This is a genomic window from Nitrospirota bacterium (assembly GCA_040757595.1).
In the GTDB taxonomy this organism is placed as follows: domain Bacteria; phylum Nitrospirota; class Nitrospiria; order Nitrospirales; family Nitrospiraceae; genus JBFLWP01.
Window position 1 is genome coordinate 1 of record JBFLWP010000029.1, and the last position, 12,009, is coordinate 12,009.

General features: G+C 65.8%; 9 protein-coding genes. All 9 read right to left on the minus strand.

Annotated features, from left to right (window positions below):
* Positions 1-997, minus strand: a 997-nt coding sequence (locus tag AB1411_16815) for a twin-arginine translocation signal domain-containing protein (protein MEW6545253.1), incomplete at its 3' end; no start/stop codon positions are given.
* A 513-nt stretch (positions 998-1,510) separates the two neighbouring features.
* Complete coding sequence (locus tag AB1411_16820; protein MEW6545254.1) at positions 1,511-2,977, minus strand: sigma-54 dependent transcriptional regulator; 1,467 nt, start codon at positions 2,975-2,977, stop codon at positions 1,511-1,513.
* Between the two features lie 10 nt (positions 2,978-2,987).
* The gene (locus AB1411_16825) at positions 2,988-5,057 is read right to left on the minus strand and encodes an ATP-binding protein (protein MEW6545255.1); all 2,070 of its coding nucleotides are present in this window, start codon (positions 5,055-5,057) and stop codon (positions 2,988-2,990) included.
* Positions 5,058-5,288: 231 nt separating this feature from the next.
* Complete coding sequence (locus AB1411_16830) at positions 5,289-6,197, minus strand: tetratricopeptide repeat protein (protein MEW6545256.1); 909 nt, start codon at positions 6,195-6,197, stop codon at positions 5,289-5,291.
* A 28-nt stretch (positions 6,198-6,225) separates the two neighbouring features.
* Positions 6,226-8,397, minus strand: coding sequence for a DUF3488 and transglutaminase-like domain-containing protein (locus AB1411_16835; protein ID MEW6545257.1), 2,172 nt, complete (start codon positions 8,395-8,397; stop codon positions 6,226-6,228).
* Positions 8,394-9,596: a DUF58 domain-containing protein gene (locus tag AB1411_16840; GenBank protein MEW6545258.1), complete on the minus strand. Its 1,203-nt coding sequence runs from the start codon at positions 9,594-9,596 to the stop codon at positions 8,394-8,396. The genes AB1411_16835 and AB1411_16840 overlap by 4 nt, the downstream gene beginning before the upstream one ends.
* Before the next feature lie 26 nt (positions 9,597-9,622).
* A complete protein-coding gene (locus tag AB1411_16845) occupies positions 9,623-10,576 on the minus strand; it encodes a MoxR family ATPase (GenBank protein ID MEW6545259.1) in 954 nt (317 codons plus the stop codon).
* Between the two features lie 135 nt (positions 10,577-10,711).
* Positions 10,712-11,146, minus strand: a complete 435-nt coding sequence (locus tag AB1411_16850; protein ID MEW6545260.1) for a type II toxin-antitoxin system VapC family toxin — start codon at positions 11,144-11,146, stop codon at positions 10,712-10,714.
* A 388-nt stretch (positions 11,147-11,534) separates the two neighbouring features.
* Positions 11,535-12,009 (minus strand): integrase core domain-containing protein (locus tag AB1411_16855; protein MEW6545261.1); only part of this gene is annotated, 475 nt, incomplete at its 5' end.

Sequence of the window (12,009 nt, forward strand, 5' to 3'; positions counted from 1 at the left end):
CCACGATCCGGGCACCCCGCTCGATGCTCTCCAGCTTCCAGTGGGCCTCCGGCATCTTGTTCTCGACGAAGTTCTTGCCCCAGCTCGTGTTCAGCTTGCTGAAGCGCATGTCCGCGAGGTCGATGTCAGAGGTCTGGGCGCCCGACCACCAGGGGTGGGCCGGGTTCTGGTCCCCGTGCCAGGTGTAGTTCGACCAGTAGCGGCCGCCCTGCGCCTGGTTGGGGCCTACCTTGCGGATCCAGGCGTCCAGGAGGGTGTCCACCCCTCCGTTCATCCTGGTGTTGCCCATCTTGCCGACGATGCCGAGGACCGGCATGCCCGCCCGGTGCTTGAAGCAGCGGGTGCCCGCCCCCTTCATCATCTCGATCATCTCCGGCGGATAGCCCTGCTCCCGCAGCCGCCGCGCCCCCGCCTCCCCGCTGTACCGCTGGGCGATGACGATCATCGCCTTGGCCACGTAGGTGAAGGCCGTGTCCCAGGACACGCGCAGCATGTCGTCGAGCATCCGGGCGTCGAACTTGTACTTGCGCTTGATCTCGGGCGTGAGCTCCGGGGAGCCCGCGTCCATCCACTCCTTCCAGCCCTTGCGCATCAACGGGCCCTTCAGCCGATACGGCCCGTACACGCGCCGGTGGAAGGTGTACCCCTTCAGGCACATCCGCGGGTTGTGGGCGAAGGTCCCGCGGTTCCCGTAGAGGTCCTCGTAGGTCTGGTGGTCGTAGTTCTGCTCCACCCGCATCACGACGCCGTTGCGCACGAAGGCGCGCACGCGGCAGCCGTGGGTGTCGTTGGGGGAGCAGCACCAGGTGAAGGAGGAGTCGTACCGGTACTGGTCGTGGTAGACCCGCTCCCAGGAGCGGTCGGGATAGTCGCCGAGGGGGTTGCCCACCTCGATGACCGGCTGCAGGGCCGTGAGGGCGAGGGCCTTGTCGGCGATCGCCGCGGCCGCGACCGTGCCAGCCGAGACTTTCAAGAATTGCCGTCGTGATAAGAACATCGCTGCCACCTCCTCGCTAAAAGACCGCTGACCACGAGCACTCCCTTTACTCAAAAGACGGACACCATCACCTCCTTTCCGTAACCGAGCAAAGAACACAGAAAACTCATGGAGGTGGACAGCAAGCCCTCTGCCATGACGAGTGGCCGGGACGAGGATTGGATTGGCGATGTAAGCAGCGAAAAGAAAAGAGAAAAAAAGAGATCGTCGCGACCAGTCAAAGAGCGGAGCAAGACAGGGGTGACTATGGACGTATGCAGATGCAGATTCGATGAGAAGAAAATATTCATTGTGAATCAAAGCCTTATGTGGCGAGCATACCGGTATCCAGCCACCTTCGATGAGCCTGAATTTCGCCGGATCATTTCGCTGCAACCCCCGCAACTTGAGTCTCTCTGACAAAATCGTCACGAGAAGGAAACAGGAGAGAAGAGAGAGGCCTGGCGTTGAAACGGGGAGGTGAGGACTTCGACCGACAGGTTTCGAAATGGAAACTGGGGGGAATGGCTCGGGCTAGCTGCCGCCGGACGGCTCGTGATCGAGGTACCGCTTCATCAGCAGGGCAAAGTGCTGGCGGGGAATCCCACTGTCCTCAGCCGCGCGGGTGACGTTGCTTCCATGCTTCGCGAGCTTCTCCTTGACGTACGTCTTGCCGAAATCCGCGACCACCCGATTCTTGGCCTCCGTGTACGGCAAGGTCGTGTACGACAGGAACACCTGGGATGGCGCGATCTTCTTGCCCTGGGGGAGCAGGGCCCGGATGTCGGCTCCCGTGATCGCGTCCTCCGTGGCGAGGATCACGGCCCGCTCGATCACGTTGCGCAGCTCGCGCACGTTGCCGGGCCAGCGGTAGGCCGCGAGGTCCGCCACCGCGGCTGAGTCCAGGTAGCAGCCGGGCTTGCCCATCTCCTTTCCGAACTGTGCCACGAGCAATCGGGCGATCGCGGCGATATCCTCGGCTCGATCCCGAAGCGGCGGGACGTGGAGGCTGATGACGGCTAGCCGGTAGTAGAGGTCCTGGCGGAAGGCTCCGGTGCGGACCTTTTCCTCCAGGTCCTGATTCGTCGCTGCGACGAACCTGGTGTCGACCCGCTTCACCCGCGTTCCTCCCACGCGACGGACTTCGCTTTCCTCCAGTACCCGCAGCAGCTTGGCTTGGAGAGGGGACGGCAACTCGCCGATCTCATCCAGGAACACGGTCCCGCCGTTGGCCAGCTCGATCAAGCCCGGTTTGTCGGCGATCGCGCCGGTGAAGGCGCCCCGCACGTGTCCGAACAGCTCGCTTTCCATGATGCCTTCCGGCAGGTTTGCGCAGTCGATCACCTGGAACGGCTTGTCCCGCTCCTGGCTCTGTTCGTGGATGGCCCGGGCGATCAGCCCCTTGCCGGTTCCGGTCTCCCCGGTGATCAGGACCGTGGAGCGGACCTGTGCAGCCTCGTGCATGAGCCGAAGCACGTTTCGGAAAGCATCGCTCGTGCCGACGAGGCTGCCCGCTCCCGTGGTCTGTTGCATGGTCCGTTCGAAGGCCGAATTGCGCCGGATGATCTCGGAGATCCGGATCGCGCGGTGGAGCCGCATCCCGAGATCGGTCGGGTTGACCGGCTTCAGGACATAGTCGTAGGCCCCACGCCGGATGGCGTCCACCGCGGAGGGAACTTCGTTCACCCGGGTCACCACGAGCACGGGAAGGTTGCGGTCGATTTCCTGGAGCTGGCTGATCAGGTCCAGGCCGGACATGCCGGGCAGCACCATGTCCGTCAGCACGAGGTCCACCGGCTGCTCCGTCAGGGCCTTCAAAGCCCCTTCGGCCGTGGCCCTGACGACGATCTCGATCTCGCCTTCCAGCGCCTTGAGGTCGGCCTTTTCGATCGCGTGCAGCAGAAGTTCCGTGTCCGTCGCCTGATCCTCGACCAACAGGATCGTGAACGTGGCCCCGACGCCGGCACGGGGCGTCGCGAGGTAGGATGGTGCGCCTGCCATTGGCTCCCTCTCAGGTTGCGTGATCCAGGAGTTGATCTGATGCGGCGCCTGCCGGCAGGGTGACGGAGCGGTCCACCAGCAACGGCAGTGAGAACGTGACGGTGCAGCCCGGCGGCCCCTGAGGCTCGATCCACACCCGGCCTCCGTACATTTCCACGATCCGCTTGACGATGGTGAGCCCGATGCCGCTTCCCTTCACGGTTCCCGTGTTCAGCCGCGCGAACGGCTCGAAGACGCGTTCCCGGTACTGCGCGGGGATGCCGGGGCCGTTGTCGCTGATCGAGAAGTAGGCCAACGGTCCTTCCCGTTTGGCGGCGATGCGAATCTCCGATTCCGGGAGGTGGTCCGAAAACTTGACGGCGTTGGAGACCAGGTTGTCCAGCACTTGGCGGAGGTAAGCCTGGTGGCAGGCCACGAGCGGGAGGCTCCCTTCGACCCGGACCCGGATTCGCTGGCGCTCCAACTCGCCGGCCCGCTGCTTCAGGACATCATCGAGCACCATTGCAGGCGCCACCGCCTCCAGCGTCTCGGGGCGCACCCCCAGCCGCGCCACTTCCAGGATGTTCTCGATGCGGGTGCTGAGGTCTTTCCCTTCCTCGGCCATCATGCGCAGCCACCGCTCCGCCCGGTCGTCCAGCCTATCACCATATTCGTCCAAGAGGTTCGTCGCCAATTCCCCCATCCGCTCCCCTGGCCCTTTCATGTCGTGGGCCAGGGTCTCCGCCAGGTGCTCGAGCTGTTTCAAGCGGGATTCAAGTCCCACCCCTTTCCGCTGCACCGCCTCGTAGAGTCGGGCGTTCGCGATGGCCACGGCCGCTTCGTCCGCGAAGCTCTTCGCCGACCGCAGGTTCCACTCCTCGCTCGGCACAGGACGATCCTGCAGCAAGACCAGCACGCCGAACGGCTCGCCCTGCGAGAGCAGCGGGATCGAAAGCATGCTCTGGCCGATCAGGTTGCGTCGCCGCACCTCCGGCCGCAAGTCGCTCCGCAGATCTTCCCCGAAGGCCGGCTGCCTGGTTTCAAAGGCCTGGACGGAGACGGGGAACTCCTCCCACAGCATGACGGCCTTCTGGAGCACGTCGCTCCACTCGCCGGACGCCGCCTCGATCACCCAACAGCCCATCTCCTCGTTCCTGAGCATGACGAGGCAAACATCCGCCTGCAGCAGCTCCACGGCCCGATCCGTGATCCTCCGGAGCATCCCGTGCAGTCCGTCGGCCCGGATGGTGTTGATCTCGTGCCCGATCGCGTTGATGGCCTCCAGCTCCCGCATGTAGAGTCTGAGCCTGCCGGTCAGCTCGTCGAACGCCTGGGCCAATTGGTCGATCTCGTCGGGGGACCGGTCGGCCCCCCGGCGAGCGTCTCCCTTGGGCGCAAATGTCCCGCTCAGCTTGGCCACCGACTCCTGGAGCCGCACGATGGGGCCCGTGATGCACCGGGACAGGAGCCGGGCGTGCAACAGGCCCAGGGCCAGGGTCCCGGTGACGGCCAGCACCAGGCTCCCGAAGTCCAGCCCGATGAGCTTCGCCTCGTCGGCTTCGAAGGCGTTCAGTTTTCCGTCCAAGACGTCCTCGATCGTCCGAAGGTCGTTGCGGACCGCGTCGGAGAGGATGATGCCCCGTCCGGAGCGGACGTAGGCCGCGGCCCCTTCGGGTCCGCTCGATCGGATGTGCCGGATCAGCGCTTGTTTGGATTCCAGGAGCGAGGCGAGGCGGTCGCCCGCGCCGCGCACGTCATCCTCCAACTCCGGCGAGCTCTTGATGAGGGTCATGATCCGGTCGATGGTAGGCTGTACGCTCGGCTCGGCGTCAAGCAGCGGCTGCAGGAACGTGTCCTGCCGCGTGAGGAGATAGCCGCGAAACGCGTCCTCGACGTCCGCGGCCAGCCGTCGCAACACCTGGACTTGCTCGCGGGCCAGCAGGACCTGGTGGCGCTCCTGCTGGAGGGCGTGAAGCTGGTTCAGGAGGTAGATGTGAACGATCAGGGCGCAAAGCAGCGGGGCGAAGACCACCAGCAGGATGGTCCCGAGCTTCTGCTGAACGCGGAGCTGCTTCCAGAACGAGCGGCGCGCTCCGGCCATGGGAAGGCTCTCCCCTGACGGAATGCAGACGAGATTCCTGCGAAACCCCTCGTTTCAGTGCGGTGGCGTCAAAATCCTAGTGCTGGTCGGCTCGATGCCCCCTCACAGTCGTCGTTGTGCGATGAGGCGCGCCCGGCCTTCCAATGCGCCACCGCGGCCATGTATGTGGCACCGTACCGTCATCGGATGAGCCTGTCAAGGTGCCGGCCCGAGGGAATCGCGGGGAGGCGGTCAGCGGCGGGCGAGCTTCTTCCTGGCCTGCCATTCGTGGATCAACTTCTCCGCCTCGGCGACCTGGGCCAGGGTCATCTTCTTGGCGACGGCCTCCTTGGATTGGAAGGAGTCCTGGTAGCCGCCGGCCGCGGCGAGCGCCAGCCACAGGTAGGCGGTCACATTGTCCTGAGCCGTGCCTTCACCCTTCGCGTACATCAGGCCCAGGTTGTGCTGGGCCGAGGGCTCTCCCTGCTCGGCCGCCCGCCGATACCAGCGGACGGCCTCACGGTCGTCCTTCGGCACCCCCTCTCCTTCGTCGTACATCAGGCCGAGATGATATTGGGCCGTGGCGTCTCCCCGTTCGGCCGCCTTGCGGTACCAGCGGACGGCTTCCTGGTCGTTTGGGGGAGTCCCCTGCCCGTGGTCGTACATGAGCGCGAGGTTGAACTGGGCCGCGGCCAGTCCGCCTTCCGCCGCTTCCTTGTACCAACGGAAGGCTTCCACGTCGCTCTGCGGCACCCCGATCCCTTCGTCGTAGAGGAGCCCCAGGTTCAGTTCGGCTCTGACCTCCCGCTGCTCGGCCGCCTTGCGGAACCAGCGGGCCGCCTCGGCGGGGTTCTTGGGACCTCCCTGCCCCTCCAGATACATGAGACCCAGGTTGAACTGGGCGTCGCGCAGCCCCTGGGCGGCGGCCTTGCCGAACCAGTGTCGGGCCTCCCCATAGTCCTGTTGCACCCCCTGTCCCTGCGCGTACAGGAGGCCCAGATTGTGCTGGGCCTCCGCGTCCCCGTCGCGCGCCGCCTGCTGGAATTCGCGGAACGCGGTCGCATAGTCCCCGTGGTGGTAGGCGCTCAGGCCCAACTGGAAATGGGTGCAGGCGGTCAGGGCCGGCAGGAGCAACAGAGTTCGGATCAGGAGCCGAGTCATGATCGGGCCCGTTCGTGCCGAGAGGGGGTCATGCGTCGTGTCGCACGGCGCGCAATCCGGTGAGCAGATCTTCCGCCAGCCGGAGCTCGTCCGGAGAGAGGGGGGCCTGCCCGAATCGGACGCGACAATAGAGGGCGGTCAAGGGCTCCACGAACCGTCCAGCCTCGGCCCACTCGCGGGCGATCAACCGGGCAAATTCCCAGGGGGTGGCGCCGGGAGCCTTGTGAAGCCCTCGGGCTTCCACACACTGGAGCATCCGTTCGTACAGTCTCACGACCGCGGTTTGCCGCGCGGTGGGAAAGTCGCGGGCCTGCCGACGGCCCCGGAGCGCCGCTCTCACTGCAACGAAGATCAGGAGCAGCAGAGCGCCACTGCCTGCAGCCAAGCCGGCCAGGAGCAGCCAATTGGGAGACCGAATGGGCTGGCCGATCCGGGTCCGGGCCTCAGCCGTCCAACGGACGAGCGAGGCCAGCAGGGTCCAGGCCTGGTCGCGGGCCCGCTCGCTCCGCTCGCGCACTCCCTGGGCCACGGCCATCTGGTCCCGCAAACTGTACCGGATGATGAACCGGTCCCACTTGAGGCGGATCGAGTCCACGACCCGGCCCGCCGCCGTCCAGACCGGGACGGAGGGCGGGGCGGCCACGCTCGGCGTCGGGTCGAACGTCACCCAGCCGGAGCGGGGGAAATAGACCTCCACCCAGGCATGGGCGTCGCGCTGCCGGATCGTGTAGTACCGGCCGAAGTCGTTCCATTCGCCGGCCAGGAATCCCGTCACCAGCCTGGCCGGGATCCCCATGGTCCGGAGGAGGATGACCATGGCCGTGGCGTAATGCTCGCAGTAGCCGCTCTTGCGGACGAAGAGGAATTCCTCGAGCGGGCTCGCCGGCACAGTCGGGCCGACGTCCAGACTGTACCGGTAGCCGGTGCGGAGATGCCGCTCGAGGGTGACGGCCTTCTCGAACGGCGTCGCCGCGCCGCCGGTCACGGCTCGCGCCAGCTCGGCCACCTGCGGGCTCATGTCCGGGACTTGCAGAAAATAGTCGGTGACCGTCTCCGGATAGGTCGGCGCCGTCGCAGTCCGCTCCCCGTCCGCGAGCCGGGCTTGCGCGGACCAGATGGTGTACTGGAACCGGCTGGGCGGGGGATAGGGCAGCGACAGGCCGCCCATCCCGTCGGCCTGGACCAGAAGGAAGCTGCCCTTGAGGGCTTCCACAACCGGCAGGCCGAACAGGATCGGCGTATCCAGCGCCTCGAGCAGGATATCCTGGCGCAGGCCCGGGCCGAGGCCCTCCGGGCGTTCCGGACGAGGGACGAGGAACGCGCCGTCCGCCGTCCGCTCCAGCGGGCGGCGGACGGTCAGGCTGTTCGTCCAGGACCGGCCGTTGTAGAAATCGTAGGCGGCCCCCCGGAAGTAGAGCCGCTCCGCGACCGGACCTTTCTGGTCCGGAAACTCCACCCGCATCACGACGCTCTGGTCGAGCTTCACGGAGCCGATGACGCCCAGGTCCACCTGCTCGGAGAAACCCGAGGTCCGGAGGCGCTCGACCCGGTTCTTGTTGAAGAAACCGGTCCCGATGCGGGGCGTCACGAAGAAGATGGCCAACGTCAGGCAGAAGGCCCCGAGGGTGATCCCGTTGGTGGTCCAGAAGAACCGGCCGGTGATCGGGCCGGTGGTGTGGACGAGGTCGGGCCGGTGGGCGGGCGGGAACGACGCGCGGACCTCCTCCGCCTCGTTCCGCAGATGGGAGAGCAGCAGCGTCCAGATCGCGGCCAGCAGGTAGGTGACGAACACGGCTGCGTACCAGAGCTCGACCGTGAGCGCGGCGGCCGAGAGGAGCTCCAGCAGGCTGATCGCGTGCAGGTGCAGGAAGTCCTTGCGTTGCTCTAGCGTCAACAGCTTGTTGATCATCAGAAGGATCAGGAAGTGGATGCCGGCCTGCAACAGGTCCTGGGAGATCCAGAGCAGGTCCGCGCCGAAGGCGCCGAAGGCGGCGACCAGCAGGACGTTCCACGCGCGCCGCGAAAGACGGAAGCGAAGCCGGTCGGCGCCGGCACCGGCCGCCTGGGCCAGGCTCAGCAGGATCGCGCTGTAGCCGAGCCAGACGAACAGGACTGGCAGCTCGCCGGTGAGCACGAGACCGGTGAAGCCGGCCGTCGCCAGGAAAATCGAGCTGAACCGGAAGGCCCGTTCGGGGTTCATGGCGATCCGTCGGACAGCCGCAGGACGCGGCTCACCGGCCCGCAGGCAGCCGGGAGCCGGGGATCCTCGGCCGGCAAAATGAGCAGCGTCAACTCTCCGGCCAGCGTCCGCTCGCCCAGCCGACGGAAGCCTTCCGGCACCAGCGCCGAGTCCGACGGCGCGGTCGGCTGGCAGAGGCTCAGGGCTCGCAGGATCTCGTGGAAGTGCGCGTTCCCCTGTCGCGTCGGCAGGGCAGAAGTGCCGAGGACCAGCCCGATCGCATAGTCCCAGGTGCGGAAGAAGTCGGCCAGAGAGGCAGCCAGCGAGACCGCCTCTTCGAACCGGGCCCGGCCGGTTTCCGGCACGGAAGTGGGCAGCGCCAGCACGACCCGCCGCTGATCCTCCGCCTCCGTCTCCCTCACGATCAGTTCAGCCTGGCGGGCGGAAGTCTTCCAGTGGATGGCCCGCGAATCGTCGCCCGCCTGGTATCCGCGCAGATTGGAGAGCCCGACGCCGGGGCCCCGCCGCGGCACGGCCTGATCCTGACCCAGGGCGGTCAGCTCCTGCAGGAGCCCGTCCGGCAGGGGCGTGAGCTCCGGATAGACGAGCAGCTCCGACGGGAGCGGAAGCGTCGCGGCCTTGAGAAACAGGCCGAACGGAAAACGGGTTAGGAGCTTGATGCCGTCGAAGCGGAAAGGGCCTCGTCGCGTGATCAGGAGCGGATAGGGCTGGATCGTCGTGGCGCCCGGCGGGAGGTGCAGCAGATGAACGCCTCGGTCCACCGGGACGTCGGCGATCAAGTCCATCACGCGCAGGGAGAAGGAGGGAAACCGCCGCTTGCGGTTGGCGAGGGAGAAGGCGGCAGTCGTCGGGCGGTTGGCGAAGAGGTGCTCCGGCAGGACACGGCGCACCTCCAGGTGCCGGAAGCACTGTTCCGAGAGGATGCCGGACATGACGATCAGGCTCAGCATCATCGCCAGCAGGAGGTAGAGGAGGTTGTTCCCCGTGTTGATGGCCGCCACCCCGACGGCCAGGGTCAGGAGGACGAAGCGCATCCCGTCCGGCGTGAGCCGGATGGACCGGTAACGGTAGAACCAGCGGAAGAACTCGCGCAGGCGCGAGGCGCGCCGCCCAGAATCTGACGCGGGGACGCGGAGACGCGGGGACGCGGAGAGCGCCGCGTCGCCCCTTCGCCGCGTCGCCGTGTCACTTGCACCCATCGCCCGGTGTCTCGCTAGGAGCCTGTTCAGAGGGGAACCGGCACCGATTCCACGATCTCGCGGATGATCCGCTCCGCCTCCGCGAACCGCGGGCCGGCCGACGGGGAGGAAGGACCCCGGCCCGTGCTCAGGATGACCCGGTGCGAGAGAACGGCCGGGGCCAGCTCCTTGATGTCGTCTGGCAGACAGTAGTCCCGCCCCCGGACGAGGGCCAGGGCCTTGGCCGCCTTGTGGAGCGCCATCGCCCCGCGCGTGCTGACGCCCAGCCCCAGGAGCTCGCTCCGGCGCGTCGTCGCGACGATGGCCAGCAGGTACTCGACGAGGCTCTCGTCCACCCGCACCTTCTCGACGGCCTGTTGCAGGTCCAGCACGTCCTGGGCTGCGAGCACGGGCTGGAGCTCGCCGGCCGGGTTGGCCTGCGCCTGGCGGTCGAGGATCTTCTTCTCCTCGGACGGGTCCGGGTAGCCGATCTGGATACGCATGAGGAACCGGTCCAGTTGGGACTCGGGCAGGGGGTAGGTGCCGTGGTACTCCACCGGATTCTGGGTGGCGATGACCATGAAGGGCTGCGGCAGCGGATAGGTCTGGCCGTCCACCGTGATCTGGGTCTCGTTCATCGCCTCCAGGAGGCTGCTCTGGGTCTTGGGCGTCGTACGGTTGATCTCGTCCGCCAGGACGATGTTCGCAAAGACGGGACCGGGCTTGAAGGCGAAGGCCTGCGTCTGCTGGTGGTACACGGACACGCCCAGGATGTCGGAGGGCAGCAGGTCGCTCGTGAACTGGATGCGCCGGAAGGAGCAGTCCAGGGAGCGGGCCAGGCTGTGGGCCAGCGTGGTCTTGCCGACGCCGGGCACATCTTCAATCAGCAGGTGGCCTCGGGCGAGCAGGCAGACGACGGCCCGCTCGATGACCGGGGCCTTGCCCTTGATGACCTGCTCGATGTTGCTCTGGACGGAACGAATCTCTCCGGTGGCATCCATGTGGGATCGTCTCGGTGGACCGTAGAGGAGGAAGCGTGGAAAGTCTAACAGACGGGTCCCAGAGCGTCAATTTGCAGAGGACTTTCCGGCGAAGGGCAGCAGGAGGTCAGACTGTGCTGGAGTTTCTGTCCGGTCTCATGCAGGCAGAATCTGAAGACCCGAAAAATATCGGCGGTAGAACCCGCGATCGCGAGTCAGGAGTCGGTCCGCCTCATGAAAGGCGTGAGCACCAATGAGAAAGTCGGCCAGAATCCGCCGGCGTTTCCCGCCGGCCTTGCGATAAGCGGCATGGGCTACCCCGGCCGTGTAGGCATGGTCGATCGTGAACGGCACGACTAGGATACGGACGTGCTGCAGCCAGCCGTCGAGTTCATCACGATTTCGAGACTGGGGGACTAACTCAGCGTAGACGGCGGGAGAGATGATCAGAGCCCCTTGCTGGTAGACCTGAAAGAGGAGCGCTTCCGAGCGATCGGCGGTTTGGGATCGTTGACGAGCACATCCAGCAACACATTGGTATCCAGGGCCGTGATCATTGCCCCCGAATCGCGTCAAGGTAGCGATCCACATCCACGCGCCGCACACCGACGCCCCGCAGTTTGCGAAACGGATTGGGGATAGGCCTCTTCCCACGCTTCCTGAGATCAGCGCGGCGGCGTTTTCCCTGAGCCGTCGCCTGCCTTTTCTCCGTGGTTCGCACAGGCACTCCTTTCCGAGAGCGGACTCGGCCAAATTATGTCCCACCGGAGACAAGGTGTCAACGCGCGCCACGGTCCCGGACCACCTCAGACAGCGTTTCTTCGGCGGACCGGTCCGAGATCAAGTTGATGCGGGCGTCGGCTTCCCGCCAGGGGCTGGCTCTGCAGAGCGGCGGAGCTAAGAAGGGGCGGCAATGTCATCGGTCGGGCGCAGACGCTCAAGAAGCTTGGGGGGTGAACCCCAGTAAGACCCTCCTGGCTCAGTGAGCTGAGGCAGCAGTACCATACACAACATTTTCATGGTCGATCGCCAGTAAGTCTCTTGATCCATTCGTCAACAAGGACTCCTTGGGTCGCCCAGATGTCAGGCCCCACAGCGTACCGGAGGGCAGACTCGTTTTTGATGGGAACTTCTTTATGCTTCGCCGATTCCACGAGTGACGCCGTCCCTGCCACTGTTGCGCCAATACCTTTAACGAAACGGTGTACTGCCCCACCTCATTTTGGACAGGTCGTTTCGTGTTTTTGACTCTCCAGTCCGCATAGAACGCGGCCGGTGACTGCATTCCGAGCGCACTGTGCGGCGTCTGCTGGTTGGAATGGTCGAGCCACACGGGGATCTGCTGTCCCACCGTCTCGAATGTCTCCAAGCAGGCCTGGTACACGTAATCCCGCTTGAAGCTGCCGAAGAACGCCTCGGCCAGGCCGTTTGACTCCGGACTCCGTCGGGGTGTG

What these genes read in the sequence shown, in the direction of transcription:
- AB1411_16820 (MEW6545254.1), bottom strand. Translation starts at nt 2,977, where the DNA reads ATGGCAGGCGCACCATCCTACCTCGCGACGCCCCGTGCCGGCGTCGGG.
- AB1411_16850 (MEW6545260.1), bottom strand. Translation starts at nt 11,146, where the DNA reads ATGTGGATCGCTACCTTGACGCGATTCGGGGGCAATGATCACGGCCCT.
- AB1411_16845 (MEW6545259.1), bottom strand. Translation starts at nt 10,576, where the DNA reads ATGGATGCCACCGGAGAGATTCGTTCCGTCCAGAGCAACATCGAGCAG.
- AB1411_16825 (MEW6545255.1), bottom strand. Translation starts at nt 5,057, where the DNA reads ATGGCCGGAGCGCGCCGCTCGTTCTGGAAGCAGCTCCGCGTTCAGCAG.
- AB1411_16830 (MEW6545256.1), bottom strand. Translation starts at nt 6,197, where the DNA reads ATGACTCGGCTCCTGATCCGAACTCTGTTGCTCCTGCCGGCCCTGACC.
- AB1411_16835 (MEW6545257.1), bottom strand. Translation starts at nt 8,397, where the DNA reads ATGAACCCCGAACGGGCCTTCCGGTTCAGCTCGATTTTCCTGGCGACG.
- AB1411_16840 (MEW6545258.1), bottom strand. Translation starts at nt 9,596, where the DNA reads ATGGGTGCAAGTGACACGGCGACGCGGCGAAGGGGCGACGCGGCGCTC.